The organism is Pseudomonas sp. PvP089 (assembly GCF_017875165.1).
GTDB lineage: Bacteria > Pseudomonadota > Gammaproteobacteria > Pseudomonadales > Pseudomonadaceae > Aquipseudomonas > Aquipseudomonas fortuita.
On record NZ_JAGGME010000001.1, the window covers coordinates 1,880,260 to 1,896,524 of the forward strand.

At 60.8% G+C, this 16,265-nt stretch carries 13 protein-coding genes; all 13 read left to right on the top strand.

Features of this window, described 5'->3' with window-relative positions:
- The first annotated feature begins 5 nt into the window (after positions 1-5).
- Positions 6-2,048, top strand: coding sequence for a flagellar hook-associated protein FlgK (gene flgK, locus J3A71_RS08770; RefSeq protein ID WP_096426598.1), 2,043 nt, complete (start codon positions 6-8; stop codon positions 2,046-2,048).
- A 13-nt stretch (positions 2,049-2,061) separates the two neighbouring features.
- On the top strand, positions 2,062-3,624 hold the full coding sequence (locus tag J3A71_RS08775; protein WP_209952825.1) for a flagellar hook-associated protein 3: 1,563 nt from the start codon (positions 2,062-2,064) through the stop codon (positions 3,622-3,624).
- 404 nt (positions 3,625-4,028) lie between these two features.
- Positions 4,029-4,958, top strand: a complete 930-nt coding sequence (locus J3A71_RS08780; protein ID WP_016488455.1) for a ketoacyl-ACP synthase III — start codon at positions 4,029-4,031, stop codon at positions 4,956-4,958.
- 399 nt (positions 4,959-5,357) lie between these two features.
- Entirely contained in the window at positions 5,358-6,800 is a 1,443-nt protein-coding gene (locus J3A71_RS08785; protein ID WP_016488454.1) for a flagellin, read from the top strand.
- A gap of 76 nt (positions 6,801-6,876) precedes the next feature.
- On the top strand, positions 6,877-7,227 hold the full coding sequence (locus J3A71_RS08790) for a flagellar protein FlaG (protein WP_016488453.1): 351 nt from the start codon (positions 6,877-6,879) through the stop codon (positions 7,225-7,227).
- An 83-nt stretch (positions 7,228-7,310) separates the two neighbouring features.
- Entirely contained in the window at positions 7,311-8,699 is a 1,389-nt protein-coding gene (fliD, locus tag J3A71_RS08795) for a flagellar filament capping protein FliD (protein WP_209952827.1), read from the top strand.
- A gap of 127 nt (positions 8,700-8,826) precedes the next feature.
- Positions 8,827-9,228, top strand: coding sequence for a flagellar export chaperone FliS (gene fliS, locus J3A71_RS08800; protein ID WP_016488451.1), 402 nt, complete (start codon positions 8,827-8,829; stop codon positions 9,226-9,228).
- A gap of 16 nt (positions 9,229-9,244) precedes the next feature.
- Positions 9,245-9,538 carry a hypothetical protein gene (locus J3A71_RS08805; protein WP_024717756.1) on the top strand — a complete coding sequence of 98 codons (294 nt, stop codon included), beginning with the start codon at positions 9,245-9,247 and terminating at the stop codon, positions 9,536-9,538.
- A 168-nt stretch (positions 9,539-9,706) separates the two neighbouring features.
- A complete protein-coding gene (gene fleQ / locus J3A71_RS08810; RefSeq protein WP_016488449.1) occupies positions 9,707-11,182 on the top strand; it encodes a transcriptional regulator FleQ in 1,476 nt (491 codons plus the stop codon).
- A 406-nt stretch (positions 11,183-11,588) separates the two neighbouring features.
- Positions 11,589-12,359: a glucose-1-phosphate cytidylyltransferase gene (gene rfbF / locus J3A71_RS08815; protein ID WP_016488448.1), complete on the top strand. Its 771-nt coding sequence runs from the start codon at positions 11,589-11,591 to the stop codon at positions 12,357-12,359.
- Entirely contained in the window at positions 12,350-13,417 is a 1,068-nt protein-coding gene (rfbG, locus tag J3A71_RS08820) for a CDP-glucose 4,6-dehydratase (RefSeq protein WP_096426596.1), read from the top strand. The genes rfbF and rfbG overlap by 10 nt, the downstream gene beginning before the upstream one ends.
- Positions 13,410-14,735 (top strand): lipopolysaccharide biosynthesis protein RfbH, encoded by a 1,326-nt coding sequence (gene rfbH / locus J3A71_RS08825; protein WP_096426595.1) that lies wholly within the window; start codon positions 13,410-13,412, stop codon positions 14,733-14,735. The genes rfbG and rfbH overlap by 8 nt, the downstream gene beginning before the upstream one ends.
- Positions 14,735-16,264, top strand: a complete 1,530-nt coding sequence (locus tag J3A71_RS08830; RefSeq protein ID WP_016488445.1) for an N-acetylneuraminate synthase family protein — start codon at positions 14,735-14,737, stop codon at positions 16,262-16,264. The genes rfbH and J3A71_RS08830 overlap by 1 nt, the downstream gene beginning before the upstream one ends.
- Position 16,265: the final 1 nt, after the last annotated feature.

A 16,265-nucleotide genomic window follows, 5' to 3' on the forward strand; every position in this document is an offset into this window, starting at 1 on the left:
AAATCATGTCGAGCCTGATTTCCATCGGCCTGAGTGGCCTGAGTGCCAGCCAGGCGGCCTTGTCGGTAACCAGTAACAACATCGCCAACGCCGCGACCAGTGGCTATTCGCGCCAGCAGACGATTCAGGCGGCGGGGCCTTCGCACAACATCGGCGCGGGGTTCCTGGGTACCGGTACCACGCTGTCGGACGTGCGTCGCATCTACAGCTCCTACCTGGACAACCAACTGCAGACCGCGACTTCGCTGCAGGCGGACTCGGTTGCCTTCCAGGACCAGATCACCAGCATCGACAAACTGCTGGCCGATCGCGATACCGGCATCAGCTCGGTCCTCACGGCGTTCTTTTCGGCCCTGCAGACGGCAGCGGCCAAGCCCGGTGACGTTGCCTCCCGGCAGCTGTTGCTGACCCAGGCACAAACCCTGAGCAACCGTTTCAACGCGGTGAGTACCCAGCTGACCCAGCAAAACGAAACGATCAACTCCCAGCTCGACACCATGGCTGGCCAGGTCAACAAGCTCACGGCCAGCATTGCCGAGTACAACAAGCAGATCGCGGCGGCCTCGGGCACTGGCAACACGCCGAACAGCCTGCTGGATGCGCGCAGCGAAGCGGTACGCCAGCTCAACGAGCTGGTTGGCGTGACCGTGCAGGAGCGAGACGGCAACTACGACGTGTACCTGGGCAGCGGCCAGTCGCTGGTCACCGGCAATAAGGCCAACACCTTGTCGGTGCAACCGGGTACTGCCGACAAGAGCCAGGCCAGCCTGCGTATCAACTACGAGTCGTTCAGCTCCGACGTGACCTCGGTCGTGACCGGTGGCGCGATCGGCGGCCTGGTGCGCTACCGCCAGGACGTGCTGACACCGTCCATGAACGAATTGGGCCGTGTAGCCCTGGTGGTTTCGGACAGCATCAACAGCCAGCTGGGGCAGGGCCTGGATGCCAATGGCCAGTTCGGCAGCTCGCTGTTCTCCAGCATCAACAGCGCCACTGCCGTTGCCCAGCGCAGCCTGGCCTCGTCGAGCAACAGCACCGGCTCCGGCAACCTGGACGTGACCATTGCCAACAGCGGCGCGCTGACCACCTACGACTACGAGGTGAAGTTCACCAGCGCCAACCAGTACAGCGTACGCCGCTCCGACGGCACCGACATGGGTAGCTTTGACCTCAGCACCGACCCGGCGCCGGTCATCGACGGCTTCAGCCTGTCGCTGAAAGGCGGTGGCCTGGCGGCAGGCGACAGCTTCAAGGTCATCCCCACTCGTGCCGCAGCAGGCAGCATCACCACAACCCTGACCGATGCCAACAAGCTGGCCTTTGCCGGGCCGATCAGCGCCGCCTCGGGTAGCGGCAACAGCGGCACCGGCACCATTACCCAGCCTACCTTGAGCCAGTCGCTGGATATCTATGGCGGTGCCGACACCGCACTGATCCAGCAGTCTATTCGCGACTCGATGCCGGTGCGCGTGGTGTTCGACGCTGCCAGTGGTGGCTCACAAGGCTACAAGCTGTTCGATGCCAAGGGCACCCAGATCGGCACCGGCAGCGTGGTGCCGGGTACGGACAACAAACTGTCGGTGGCCGTGCCAATGCTCGATGCGGCTGGGCAGCCGATTCTCGATGGCAGCGGCAACCCGCGCACGTTCAGCGTCGAGACCACCATTGGCGGCAGCCCGGCGGCCAACGACAGCTTTACCCTGTCGTTCAATGCCGACGGCAAGGCCGACAACCGCAACGCAACGGCGCTGCTGGGCCTGCAGACCAAGTCGACGGTGAACACTGGGTCCGGCGGTGGCACCAGCTTCACGTCGGCCTATGCCTCGCTGGTGGAGCGCGTGGGTGCCAAGGCCAACCAGGCGACCATCGACACCACGGCGACCGAGGCGGTACTCAAGTCCGCCAGCGAAAGCCGCAGCGCGGTGTCTGGCGTCAACCTCGATGACGAGGCGGCCAGCCTGGTGAAATTCCAGCACTACTACACGGCTTCGTCGCAAATCATCAAGGCGGCGCAAGAAACCTTCAGCACCCTGATCAATGCCTTGTAAGGAGTAGACTCTCGTGCGTATTTCCACTGCTCAGTTCTATGAGGCCAGCGCCAGTAGCTACTCCAAGAACTTCTCCACCATGAACAAGACCAACGATCAGGTCACGTCGGGTATCCGTATCCAGACGGCCGCCGATGACCCGGTCGGCGCGGCGCGACTGCTGCTGCTGCAACAGCAGCAGTCGCTGCTGGACCAGTACAGCGGCAACATCAACACGGTGAGCAACGCCCTGCTGCAGGAGGAGAGCGTGCTCTCCACCATCAACGACACCATGCAGCGCGCCAGCGAGCTGGCGATCCGTGCTGGTGGCCCTGGGGTTACCGACTCTGACCGTGTGGCCATCAGTACCGAGCTGAAAGAGATCGAGGCCAACATCTTTGGCCTGCTCAACTCGCGCGATGCCAACGGCGACTACATGTTCGGCGGCTCCAAGAGCACCACGCCACCCTATGTGCGCAACTCCGATCGCACCTACAGCTATCACGGTGACCAGACCCAGCTGAGTCTGCAGGTCTCCGACACGCTGAATCTGGCCACCAACGACACCGGCTTCACCATCTTTGATTCCGCCAGCAACAAGAGCCGCACGCAGTCGGCCCTGGTGGTACCGGCAACTGACGATGGCGTTGTCGGGGTATCGTCTGGCCTGATGACCTCAAGTACCACCTACAACAACAGCTTTACTGCCGGCCAGCCGTACAAGCTGACCTTCACCAGCGCGACCCAGTACACCATCACCGATGCAAGTGGCAGGGACATCACGTCTGAAACCGCCACCAACGGTACCTTCGACAGCAAGACCGAGGGCGCCAACAGCATTGCCCTGCGTGGCGTCGAGTTTGAAATCACCGTTACCGTGGAGGAGGGCGCCGACGCCGACGCCGCGGTGGCAGGGCGCGAGTTTTCCCTGGCGGCGCGCCCGGACTCGTTCAACGCTACCCGCAACGCCAGCAATACCTCCAGCGCCCAGATCACCAGCAGCACCGTGACCGACCAAGCGGCGTATCGCAGCACCTTCCCCAGTAACGGGGCTGTGATCAAGTTCACCGGGCCCGGCGCCTACGAACTCTACGCCCAGCCGCTGACGGCTGACAGCAAGGCCGTGGCCACGGGTACCTACACCGCGCCAGCCTTGACGGTTGCAGGTGTGACCTACCAGGTAACCGGTTCGCCGGAGGCGGGTGACCAGTTTGCGGTCACCGCCAATACGCACCAGAACCAGAATGTTCTGGAAACCCTCAGCCAGCTGCGTGCTGCGCTGGATACGCCGGTAACGGGAGTAGGCCAGGCCAATGCGCTGAAGGATGCAGCGGCCTCGGCGATCGCCAACCTGGCCAGTGCCCGTGAGCAGGTCGATATCACCCGTGGTTCGATCGGCGCCCGTGGCAACTCGCTGGAGATCCAGCGCCAGGAGAACACCAGCCTGGGCCTGGCCAACAAGACCACCCAGAACGCCATCGGCAACACCGACATGTCGCAGGCGGCCATTACCCTGACCTTGCAGCAGGCCATGCTGGAGGCGTCACAACTGGCCTTCTCGCGCATTTCGCAACTGAGCCTGTTCAACAAGCTCTGATCTGTCTTGCTGCTCCATCAGGCTGGGAATGCCCTGTGGGAGCGGCCTTGTGCCGCGAAAGGGCTGCGAAAGCAGCCTTGGCATTCTGCATTAACGCTGAGATCGCCGGGGCCGCTTTGCGGCCCTTTCGCGGCACAAGGCCGCTCCTGCAGGGATTTGTGCCCGCCTGGTCATTCCCCGAATTCCCCAGTCTCCACGCCCTCGCCACGGCTTTCGTAGCATTTCAATGTGACCAATGAGTCAAAACGATCATCTTCCCTGTATTCTATGCAGCAGCTGTTGCAGCATTTTGTTACCGGTGCGCAGGTGAGCTCTGCCTTCAACCCCTGGCGGTGACGCCCCGGTATTTGGCGCCCTCAATTCATCGAGTGGTGGTCTTTGGCTGTTTTCATTGGGAAGCCAGAATGATTGGCATCAAAAGCATCGCGAGTTACGTGCCTACCGCTGGCCTGGACAACTACGTCCAGGGTGCGAAGTTTGGCAAGGACGAAGAGTTCATGTTCGGCAAGATCGGCGCGTCGTTCCTGCCGCGCAAGGCCGAAGAGCAAGAAACCTCCGATCTGTGCGTAGAAGCCGCCCGGGCCCTGTTCGCCAGCAACCCTGATCTGGATCCGCAGTCGATCGATGCGCTGATCGTGGTCACCCAGAACGGTGACGAAGAAGGCCTGCCGCACACCGCAGCCATCGTCCAGAGCAAGCTCGGTCTCTCTACCCGCGTGGCGGCGTTCGACGTGTCGCTGGGCTGTTCCGGCTATGTGTATGGCCTGTATGCGATCAAAGGCTTCATGGAAGCTGCAGGGCTGAAAAACGGCCTGCTGATCACCGCCGACCCGTATTCGAAGATCGTCGACCCGGAAGACCGCAACACCACCATGTTGTTCGGCGATGCCGCCACAGCCACCTGGATGGGTGAAGGCGCCGTATGGAACCTGGGTCAGGCGCGCTTCGGCACTGACGGCTCCGGTGCCGAGCACCTGAAAGTGACCGACGGCAAATTCTTCATGAACGGCCGCCAGGTGTTCAACTTCGCGCTGGTCAAGGTGCCGGCGCACCTGCACGAGCTGCTGGATGCCAGCGGCCTGAAGTCGTCGGATATCGATGCGTTCTGCATCCACCAGGGCAGTGCGGCGATTGTCGACGCCGTGGCGCGGCGCTTCGAAGAGCAACACCCGGAGAAGTTCGTCAAGGACATGCTGGAAACCGGCAATACCGTGTCCTCCAGCGTGCCGCTGCTGTTGCAGAAGCACATGCTCGACGGCAGCTGGAAGCGTGTGGCGATCAGCGGCTTTGGCGTGGGCCTGTCGTGGGGCTCGGCCATCCTGTACCGCGACTGATCCCTCAGCAGTCCCCCGAAGCGCCCGGCGGCCACCGCCTGGCGCTTTTTTTTGCCTGCAAAATGCTGTGGCATGGCGCAGCTTCTGTGGGAGCGGGCATGCCCGCGAAGCAGGCGACTCGGTGTATGGCACCGGCTTTGCCGGTGTTCGCGGGCGCGCCCGCTCCCACAGGTGGAGGCTGGTAGGTGATGCTCAGTGTGCTTGAGAGTGGAATTTGACGCCAATAAAATGCCCTTAACCCCTTGATTTCTCGGGGCTGGCCCCATGCCAGCATTTTTTTTTCGAAAAACCCCTCAAGCATCCCGCGCACCCGACGATAACTATTACGAAGGTTCTCTAGGCCAGTCCGGCGGTTGCCAAGGCCGGAAGCCGCAGTACCCATCCAACGAGGATTTCGTCATGGCTTTAACTGTAAACACCAACATTGCGTCGATCACCACTCAGGGCAACCTGACCAAGGCTAGCAACGCTCAGACTACTTCGATGCAGCGTCTGTCCTCGGGTCTGCGTATCAACAGCGCTAAAGACGACGCTGCAGGCCTGCAGATCGCCAACCGTCTGACCAGCCAGATCAATGGCCTGGGCCAGGCTGTCAAGAACGCCAACGACGGTATCTCGATCGCCCAGACCGCTGAAGGTGCAATGCAGGCTTCGACCGACATCCTGCAGAAAATGCGTACCCTGGCCCTGTCCTCGGCTACTGGCTCCCTGAGCGCCGACGACCGTAAGTCGAACAACGACGAATACCAGGCTCTGACCGCTGAGCTGAACCGTATCTCGGAAACCACCACCTTCGGTGGCCAGAAGCTGCTGGACGGCTCCTACGGCACCAAGGCCATCCAGGTCGGCGCCAACGCCAACGAAACCATCAACCTGGCGCTGGACAACGTTTCGGCCAAGAGCATCGGCTCGCAGCAGATCAAGTCGGGCACTATCGCGCCGAGCGCTAGCGGCGTGGCAGCAGCAGATCTGGTTGTAACCGGCAACGGCCAATCCAAGACTGTCAGCTATGATGAAGGCGCTTCGGCCAAAGATATTGCTGCCAAACTCAATGGCGCAATCGGTGGCCTGACTGCCTCTGCCAGCACCGAAGTGAAAATGACCGTTGCAAGTGGTGCCGCAGCCACCCCTGCCAACTTCGAGCTGACCGTTGGTGGCAGCACCGTAAGCTTCATTGGTGTTACTGACACTGCGAGCCTGGCTGATCAATTGAAGTCCAACGCCGCCAAGCTGGGTATCAGCGTCAACTACGATGAATCGACCAAGAGCTTGTCGGTGAAGTCGGACACTGGTGAGAACCTGAAATTCACCTCCAAGGCTGGCGCTGATGCCATTTCTGTCGGTGCGCGGGATGGTAATGGTGATTTCCCGAACTCTCTGACCACGCTTTCCGCTACTGCTGATGACACATCGGTTGTAACTGGCCAGATTTCCCTGGACTCTGCCAAAGGTTACTCGGTAGCCGATGGTACAGTCGGTACTGGTGCTACCGACCTGTTCGGTTCAGCTTCCAAGTCTTCGGCCAAGACCACCATCGCCGACACCGATGTGACCGACGCCGTCAACGCCCAGAACGCCCTGGCCGTTATCGACAAGGCCATCGGTTCGATCGACAGCGTCCGTTCGGGCCTGGGTGCTACCCAGAACCGTCTGCAAACCACCGTCGACAACCTGCAGAACATCCAGAAGAACTCCACCGCTGCCCGCTCCACCGTGCAGGACGTGGACTTCGCTTCGGAAACTGCCGAGCTGACCAAGCAGCAGACTCTGCAGCAGGCTTCGACTGCGATCCTGTCGCAGGCTAACCAGCTGCCATCTTCGGTCCTGAAACTGCTCCAGTAATTCAGGCGCCTGAGTAAAGGGTGAAAGGGCGCGTTTACGTGCCCTTTCACCCTTTTTGACATGAGGAGTTCGAAACATGGACATGAGTGTCAAGCTGAGCCAGGTGTATCCGTCTGTGTTACCCCAGGCGCCAGTCGCTGACCGGGACCCGGTAGTGCCTGCCAAGGTGCAGGAGGCTGCTGCCCCCGATAGCCAGCCGCACTCGCGCGAAGACCTGGAGAAGGCGGTTGGCGAGATTCGTGATTTCGTCCAGTCGAGCCAGCGTCAGCTGGACTTTTCCATTGATGATTCCACGGGGCAGGTTGTGGTCAAGGTGATCGCCACCCAATCAGGTGAAGTGATTCGCCAGCTCCCGTCGGAAACGGCGCTGAAGCTTGCACAAAGCCTCAGTGAGGCCAGTAGCCTGCTGTTCGATGATCAGGCATAGGCTGGCATGATTTTTGTTGCTGCTGGCCCATTGATGGATTTATCCGCCAAGGATCCGGCAGCTACTGAACAAGGAGAGCAATGATGGCAGGTACAACAGTCAGCGGTATTGGCTCGGGCATTGATACCCAGGCGATCGTCGATTCCCTGGTGGCCGCGCAGAAGGCGCCCAAACAGGCGCAGATCAATACCCAAACGCTGAAGGCAACCACCACGTTGTCCTCTATCGGCAAGATTCAGTCGGCGCTGGATGCCTTCCGTGGCGCCTTGACCAACATGACCGACACCAACAGTTTCGGTGGCCTTAGCCTGAAGTCTTCGGATGAGAAGGTGGCGACCGTCACCATGGGTACCGGGGCTGCCAACGGTTCGTTCAAGTTGATTGTCGACAAGCTGGCGACTGCGTCGAAGGTGTCAACGAAGTTCTACGCAAATGGCGCGGGCTCTGTAGTCAACGCCACTGGCAGTCCGACCACGTTGACCATGACCCAGAATGGCAAGGCCTACGATCTGAGTGTTCCTGCTGGCGCAACGCTGCAGCAGGTGCGCGATAGCATCAACAGTCAGTTCAGTACGGCAGGCCTGAGCGCCAACGTACTGACCGACGCCACGGGTTCGCGTCTGATCATCACCTCGACCAAGATGGGTGACGGCTCCGACATCACCCTTTCGGGCAATTCGGGCATTGATACTGGCTATACCGTGGTCGACGAGCCGGCGGACGCCGAGTACACGCTTGACGGTATTGCCATGAAGTCCAAGACCAACGACATCACCGATGCCGTGAGTGGTCTGAACATCAAGTTGCTGGGTACTTCACCGAAAAACGCTACCAGTGGCGAGGTTACAGCCACTGTTCTCTCGCTGACTACCAGCTCCACTACTTTGAAGTCGGGCCTCAAGGGTTTCATCGATACCTACAACGCCCTGCTCAAAGTCATGAATGCCGAAACCAAGGTCACCAAAAACGCTGATGGCACAATGACGTCGGCGGCGCTGACCGGTGATGCCACGATGCGCACGTTGATGTCCTCCATTCGTGAAGAGCTCAATGCGGTGTCGGGCAACGGTACCTTGAAATCGCTCGCTGCCTTTGGCGTCACTTCTGCCCAGGATGGCGGTACGCTGAGCCTGGATGACAAGAAATGGGACAAGGTCGCCTCCACCAATGCGGCGGACCTGACCAGTATCTTCAATGGCAAGGATGGACTGTTGGCACGCCTGCAAAAGGTGACCGAACCGTTTGCCAAGGCCAGTACCGGTACTTTGGCCGAGCGCTCCAAGGTGCTGAGCGAAAGCCTGACCAAGCTCAAGAGCGAGCAAGATACCCTGGACACCCGCATGGAAGCCCTGCAGAAGAGCCTGCAGGACAAGTACAACAACATGGATACCCTGGTCACCCAGCTGCGCCAGCAGCAGAGTTCCGTGCTGAGTACGCTCAACGCGCTGAACAAGTCGAGCAGTGACGATTAAACCGTGAACATTGCATGAAGTGCGGGCATGATGCCCGGCTTCATGTCATCGGCCGGTAAAGTTTTTCACCGTCTGCCCGATACAAGGAATATCTCTCCCTTAAGCCTGCCCGTCACGAGGTCGCAAGATGAATCCCATGAGAGCCCTTCGTCAGTACCAGAAGGTCAATTCCCATGCCCAGATTTCCGAAGCCACGCCGCACCGCCTGGTGCAGATGCTGATGGAAGGCGGCCTTGATCGCATGGCCCAGGCCAAGGGTGCCTTGGCGCGTGGCGACATCGCGGAAAAGGGCCTGATGCTCGGCAAGGCGATCGACATCATCATCGGCCTGCGCGATGGCTTGCAGCCTGAAAAGAGCGAAAACCCGGAATACGTCGAAAAACTAGACGCCCTTTATGTCTACATGACCAACCGCCTGATGCAGGCCAATGTCGATAACGATGCCGGCATTATCGACGAAGTTGCTCAGTTGCTGATTACCGTTAAAAGCGGTTGGGACGGCATTGCCGACGCCCAGCCTGCCAGCTGACGGCAAGGAGATTACCGTGACCGCACTGCAACGCCTCGATGACACCTGCGATGCCTTGGTTGGTGCCTTGGGTGAGCGTGACTGGGATGCCATTGCCAAGTTGGATGTGGCCTGCCGCGCGTGCATCGACGAGGTGCTGGAAACCCATGCGATGGACCAGGCGTTGCTGCGCGAGAAGCTGGAAGGGGTGCTGCTGGTCTACCGCAACCTGATCGAAGTGACAACCGGTGAGCGCCAGGCAATTGCCGAAGAGATGATGCAGATCAACCAAGCGAAAAATGCTTCGAAGGTTTACCATCTGTTCAGTTAAGATGCACACAACTTGACAAAAGGCGCCATAAATTTGACTGTGCGGGCCTTTTTGACTTTACTAGTGGCTGTTCTCGAATTTCAGACGTCCGAACACTGACCATTCAGTCGGAATGATGTCGAGCATGCCCCTGCAGGGCGCCGATATGACTAGGGAAGTTGCTATTGCATGTGGCGTGAAACCAAGATTCTGCTGATCGATGACGACAGCGCGCGCCGCCGCGACCTTGCGGTGGTGCTGAATTTTCTCGGCGAAGAGAACCTCGCTTGCTCGAGCCAGGATTGGCAGCAAGTGGTCGAGCCGTTGTCCTCGAGTCGTGAAGTGCTGTGCGTACTTGTCGGCGCTGTAGACGCTCCGGGTAATCTCCTGGGGCTCATTAAGACACTGGCTGGGTGGGATGAGTTCCTTCCAGTGATGCTTTTAGGTGAAATTTCTTCTGCGGAGTTCCCGGAAGACCTTCGTCGTCGTGTGCTGTCCAACCTGGAAATGCCGGCAAGCTACAGCCAGTTGCTGGACTCGCTGCACCGTGCCCAGGTCTATCGCGAGATGTACGACCAGGCGCGCGAGCGCGGCCGCCAGCGTGAGCCCAACCTGTTCCGCAGCCTGGTCGGCACCAGCCGTGCCATCCAGCACGTGCGGCAGATGATGCAGCAAGTGGCCGATACCGACGCCAGCGTGCTGATCCTGGGTGAGTCGGGCACCGGCAAGGAAGTGGTGGCGCGCAACCTGCATTACCACTCCAAGCGCCGTGAAGCGCCGTTCGTGCCGGTCAACTGTGGCGCGATCCCGGCCGAGCTGCTGGAAAGCGAACTGTTCGGGCACGAGAAGGGCGCCTTTACCGGGGCGATCACCAGCCGTGCCGGGCGTTTCGAGCTGGCCAATGGCGGTACCCTGTTCCTCGACGAAATCGGCGACATGCCATTGCCGATGCAGGTCAAGCTGCTGCGCGTGCTGCAGGAGCGTACCTTCGAGCGTGTGGGTAGCAATAAAACCCAGAGCATTGACGTGCGCATCATTGCTGCAACGCACAAAAACCTCGAGACCATGATCGAGGACGGCACCTTCCGTGAAGACCTGTACTACCGCCTGAACGTGTTCCCCATCGAGATGGCGCCGCTGCGTGAGCGGGTGGAAGACATCCCGTTGCTGATGAATGAACTGATTTCACGCATGGAGCACGAGAAGCGCGGTTCCATCCGCTTCAACTCCGCCTCGATCATGTCGCTGTGCCGCCACGGCTGGCCGGGGAACGTGCGTGAGCTGGCCAACCTGGTAGAGCGCATGGCGATCATGCACCCGTACGGGGTGATTGGCGTGTCCGAGCTGCCGAAAAAATTCCGCTACGTCGATGACGAAGACGAGCAGATGGTCGACAGCCTGCGCAGCGATCTGGAAGAGCGCGTGGCCATCAACGGTCACACGCCAAACTTCAGCAACCCTGCGATGCTGCCACCTGAAGGCCTGGACTTGAAGGACTACCTCGGTAGCCTGGAACAAGGCTTGATCCAGCAGGCGCTGGACGATGCCAGCGGTGTCGTTGCACGCGCGGCTGAACGTTTGCGTATTCGCCGTACCACTCTGGTCGAGAAGATGCGCAAGTACGGCATGAGCCGACAGGGCGGCGAGGACCAGGCGGAGGATTGACGCCGAGGTCTGGGTGTTCGCCTCGGCCTTTCTGGTGTCTGTGAGATCGAGCGCCGCCCGCGCGGCGCATCGCGAGCTGCGCTCGCTCCTACGTTTTTTTTCGGGCCAGTTATGCCTGTGACAGGCGCGCGCGGCCGCCTGGTGAGTACGACGCTATCTCGCGCCCTGTGCCAAGGCATTCGCGCGCAAATCCCCCAGGAATAATTGGCCCGAAACAAACGTAGGAGCGAGCGCAGCTCGCGATGCGCCGCGCGGGCGGCGCTCGATTTGCGCCCCCTATAAATCTCCAGTCATGCATTGCGATTGCCACCCTAAAGCAGGCATGCGTTTTGCTTTGCCTAGCATAAAGGGCCCGGGGCCAGTTTTTTGTCGCCGCCCCCTCCGACCAATGCGGACCAACAGTACAATGAAAGCAGTCATTCTGGCCGGTGGGCTGGGCACACGCATCAGCGAAGAATCTCACCTGCGCCCCAAGCCGATGATCGAGATAGGCGGCAAGCCGATCATCTGGCACATCATGAAGATCTACTCGCACTACGGCATCAACGACTTCGTCATTTGCCTTGGCTACAAGGGCTACGTGATCAAGGAGTACTTCGCCAACTATTTCCTGCACATGTCGGACGTGACCTTCGATATGGCGGAAAACCGTATGGATATCCACAATCGCCACGCGGAGCCGTGGCGGGTGACGTTGGTGGACACCGGGGAAAACACCGCCACAGGTGGTCGTCTAAAGCGTGTTCGCGATTATGTCGGCAATGAAACCTTCTGCCTGACTTACGGCGATGGTGTGTCCGACGTCGATATCCCGCGCCTGGTCGAATTCCACCGCCAGCACGGCAAGATGGCCACGGTTACCGCCGTACAACCGCCGGGCCGTTATGGCGCCCTGGATGTGCAGGGCGAGCAGGTGCGCGGCTTTCAGGAAAAGCCGGCGGGCGACGGTGGCTGGATCAACGGTGGCTTCTTCGTGCTTGAACCGGCTGCGCTCGAGTACATCGAAGGCGATGCTACCACCTGGGAAGACGAGCCCATGCGTCGCCTGGCCGAAGACGGCCAGCTCATGAGCCACCTGCACCGTGGCTTCTGGCAGCCGATGGATACCCTGCGTGATCGCACGTTGCTCGAAACACACTGGAAGAACGGCGAAGCAGCATGGCAGCTATGGCGTTGAGCCCGGCATTCTGGGCGGGCCGCCGAGTCCTGCTGACCGGGCACACTGGCTTCAAGGGTGGCTGGCTGGCTGTATGGTTGCGCCAGCTTGGCGCTGAGCTGCGTGGCTTGGCCTTGCCTGCCGCGACCACGCCATCGCTGTGGCAGGTTGCACACTTGCAACAGCAGGTGCCCGGCGAGTTTGCCGATATTCGTGACGCCTCGGCCGTGGCCCGTGCCGTGCAGGCGTTCCAGCCCGAACTGGTGCTGCACCTGGCGGCTCAGCCACTGGTGCGCGAATCCTACCGGGCGCCGGCCGACACCTACGCCACCAACGTCATGGGCACGCTGAACCTGCTGGAGGCCGTGCGTGCCACGCCCTCGGTACGTGCGGTGCTGGTGGTGACCACTGACAAGTGCTACGACAACCGCGAGTGGCCCTGGCCCTACCGCGAGCAGGATGCCCTGGGCGGCTTCGACCCCTATAGCAGTAGCAAGGCCTGTGTCGAACTGCTGTGCGCAAGCTACCGCGACGCTTTCCTGCGTTCCGCCGGCGTGGCCCTGGCCACGGCGCGCGCAGGCAACGTATTGGGTGGCGGGGACTGGTCTGCCGAGCGCCTGCTGCCGGATATCTTGCGCGCCTGGCAGGACGGTGAAGAAGTGGTCTTGCGCTATCCCCATGCCACGCGCCCCTGGCAGCACGTGCTAGACCCGCTGATGGGCTACCTGCAGCTGGCGCAGGGCTTGCTCACGGACGCCGAGCGGTACGCTACAGCCTGGAACTTCGGCCCGGACAGCGCAGGGCTGGCCACCGTCGGTGAAATCGTCCGGCGTCTTGCCCAGCGCTGGCCAGGCGAGGCGCGCTGGTCGGTTGCCGCCGATGCCCAGCCGCACGAAGCCGGTTTGCTGGCACTGGATTCCAGCAAGGCACGGCAAGTGCTTGGCTGGTCGCCGCGCTGGTCGCTGGATGACACCCTGAACCACACCCTGGACTGGCACCTGGCCTGGCGCGCAGGGCGTGACATGAACATCGTTACCCGCGAGCAGATCGCGGCTCACCAAGGCGGAACCCATGAGTGACAGTACGGCGCAGCAGTTGCGCCAACAGATTGCCGAACTGGTCGGGCGCTATGCCGAGCTGCAGATGGCACCCAAACCTTTCGTGGCGGGGCAGAGCAACGTGCCGCCTTCCGGCAAGGTGATTGGCGCCGGCGAGCTGCAGTCCATGACCGAAGCCGTGCTGGATGGCTGGTTGACCACCGGCCGCTTCAACGAGGCGTTCGAGAAGCGCCTGGCCAAGTACCTGGGGCGTCGCTGCGTACTCACCACCAACTCCGGCTCGTCGGCCAACCTGCTGGCGTTTTCCGCGCTGACCTCGCCGCGTCTCGGCGACCGTGCGATCAAGCCAGGTGACGAGGTGATCGGGGTTGCCGCCGGTTTCCCCACCACCGTCAACCCGATCCTGCAGTTTGGTGCGGTACCGGTGTTCGTCGATGTCGAGATGGGCACCTACAATATCGACCCCGCGCTGATCGAAGCGGCCATCGGCCCGAAGACCAAGGCCATCATGCTGGCCCATACGCTGGGCAACCCCTTCGACCTCAGCGTTGTGCGCGCCCTGTGCGACAAGTACGGCCTGTGGCTGATCGAAGACTGCTGCGATGCGCTGGGTTCCACCTACCAGGGCCGCATGGTTGGCGGCTTCGGCGATATCGGCACCCTCAGCTTCTACCCGGCGCACCACATCACCATGGGCGAGGGCGGTGCGGTGTTCACCGACTCGCCGTTGCTCAAGCGCATCATCGAGTCGTACCGCGACTGGGGCCGCGATTGCTACTGCGCACCGGGCGAGGACAACACTTGCAGCAAGCGCTTCTGCTGGCAAATGGGTGACCTGCCGCAAGGCTACGACCACAAGTACACCTACTCGCACCTGGGCTACAACCTGAAGATCACCGACATGCAGGCCGCCTGCGCGCTGGCGCAGATGGACCGGGTTGAAGATTTCGTTGCCGCGCGCAAGCGCAACTTCGCCTGGCTCAGCGACCGGCTGGCCGGTTGTGCGGACAAACTGATCCTGCCGCAGGCCACCCGCGAAAGCGACCCTTCCTGGTTCGGCTATCCGATCACCCTGCGCGATGGCTGCGGCATCAATCGCGTCGAGCTGGTGCGCTACCTGGATGAACAGGGCGTGGGCACGCGCTTGCTGTTTGCCGGCAACCTGACGCGCCAGCCCTACATGCAAGGGCTGAATTACCGTGTTTCCGGCGAGCTGTCGGTGACTGACAAGATCATGAGCGACACGTTCTGGATCGGCCTCTGGCCGGGCTTGAGCGACGACCATCTGGAACATGCGGCCAGTCACATCGAAGCCTGGCTCAACCGAGGATCCCACTGATGAGCACAGCCCCTACCGCCAACGCGGGAACGTTGTTCGACAAACCGCTGTTCATTCTGGAAATGGCGAACAACCACATGGGCGATGTGGCGCATGGCGTGGCGCTGATTCGCGCTTTTGCCGAGGTGTGCAAGGCATTCCCGTTCCGCTTCGCTTTCAAGCTGCAATACCGTGATCTGGACACCTTCATTCATCCGGCCATGCGCGGCCGTGACGATGTCAAGTACATCAAGCGCTTCAGCGAGACGCGCCTGTCCCGTGAGCAGTTCGATAGCCTGGTGGCGGAAATCCGTGCCAACGGTTTCCTCTGCCTGTCCACGCCGTTCGATGAGGCATCGGTGGAGGTGATCGAGCAGCAGCAGCTGGATGCGATCAAGATCGCCAGTTGCTCGATGAGCGACTGGCCATTGCTGGAGCGTGTGGTGCAGACTCAGCATCCGCTGATCGTTTCCACTGCCGGTTCGACCCTGGAAGAGCTCGATCGCCTGGTCAGCTTCCTTGCCCACCGGGAAAAGAATTTCGCCATTCTGCATTGTGTTGGCGAGTACCCGACCGCCGATGCCAACATGCATCTGTCGCAGGTGGATTTTCTGCGTCGGCGTTATCCGGGCGTGCGCGTGGGCTTTTCAACGCATGAGAACCCGGACAATACCGATATCGTCAAGATTGCACTGGCCAAGGGCGCGCGCATCTTCGAAAAGCACGTTGGTTTGCCCACCGAGCAGTTCCCTCTCAACGCCTATTCGGCAAGCCCTGAGCAGGTTCGACGCTGGCTGGAAGCCGCGCAGTATGCCTTGCTGCTCTGCGGTGAAGGCGAGCAGCGCTTGCCGGTAAACGAGAGTGAAGTCGCCAGCCTGCGCTCCCTGCGTCGTGGTGTATTTGCGCGCAGGGCCATTGCCGCAGGCGAGGTAGTACAGGCTGACGATGTGTATTTCGCTTTCCCGCCGCAGGACGGGCAGATCACTGCCAACGACTGGTCGAAATACGCCACCTTTACTGCCCAGGCGGACATTCCCGAGCATGCAGCGCTGAGCACACAGAACAGCACGCGGCGCGATGTGCGTGACAAGGTCTGGGAGATCGTCCAGCGCGTTCGCGCCCAGCTGAGCAGCAGCCACGTGGTGGTGCCGGGCCGGGTCGATCTGGAAATATCCCACCACTATGGTCTGGACCATTTCGACGAGATCGGTTTGACCATGCTCACCGTGGTCAACCGGGGTTACTGCAAGAAACTGCTGATGCTCCTGCCGGGTCAGCAGCACCCGGAGCAATATCACCAGCGCAAGGAAGAAACCTTCCACGTCCTGCATGGCGAGCTGACGCTGCAGCTGGACGGTGTGAATCGTGCCTGCCGTCCGGGGGATGTGGTCACCGTCGAGCCGGGTGTTCGCCATGCCTTCCACAGTCAGGAAGGGGCAATCATCGAAGAGCTGTCTTCCACGCATTTCAGCAATGATTCGTTCTATACCGACGAAGCGATCAATGCCAATCGCGACCGTAAAACCCTCTTGAGCTATTGGATGGACTGAC

Coding starts and splice junctions, on each gene's coding strand:
- flgK (WP_096426598.1), top strand. CDS start 6: ATGTCGAGCCTGATTTCCATCGGCCTGAGTGGCCTGAGTGCCAGCCAG.
- J3A71_RS08830 (WP_016488445.1), top strand. CDS start 14,735: ATGAGCACAGCCCCTACCGCCAACGCGGGAACGTTGTTCGACAAACCG.
- J3A71_RS08780 (WP_016488455.1), top strand. CDS start 4,029: ATGATTGGCATCAAAAGCATCGCGAGTTACGTGCCTACCGCTGGCCTG.
- J3A71_RS08790 (WP_016488453.1), top strand. CDS start 6,877: ATGGACATGAGTGTCAAGCTGAGCCAGGTGTATCCGTCTGTGTTACCC.
- fliS (WP_016488451.1), top strand. CDS start 8,827: ATGAATCCCATGAGAGCCCTTCGTCAGTACCAGAAGGTCAATTCCCAT.
- J3A71_RS08785 (WP_016488454.1), top strand. CDS start 5,358: ATGGCTTTAACTGTAAACACCAACATTGCGTCGATCACCACTCAGGGC.
- rfbG (WP_096426596.1), top strand. CDS start 12,350: ATGGCGTTGAGCCCGGCATTCTGGGCGGGCCGCCGAGTCCTGCTGACC.
- fliD (WP_209952827.1), top strand. CDS start 7,311: ATGGCAGGTACAACAGTCAGCGGTATTGGCTCGGGCATTGATACCCAG.
- rfbH (WP_096426595.1), top strand. CDS start 13,410: ATGAGTGACAGTACGGCGCAGCAGTTGCGCCAACAGATTGCCGAACTG.
- fleQ (WP_016488449.1), top strand. CDS start 9,707: ATGTGGCGTGAAACCAAGATTCTGCTGATCGATGACGACAGCGCGCGC.
- rfbF (WP_016488448.1), top strand. CDS start 11,589: ATGAAAGCAGTCATTCTGGCCGGTGGGCTGGGCACACGCATCAGCGAA.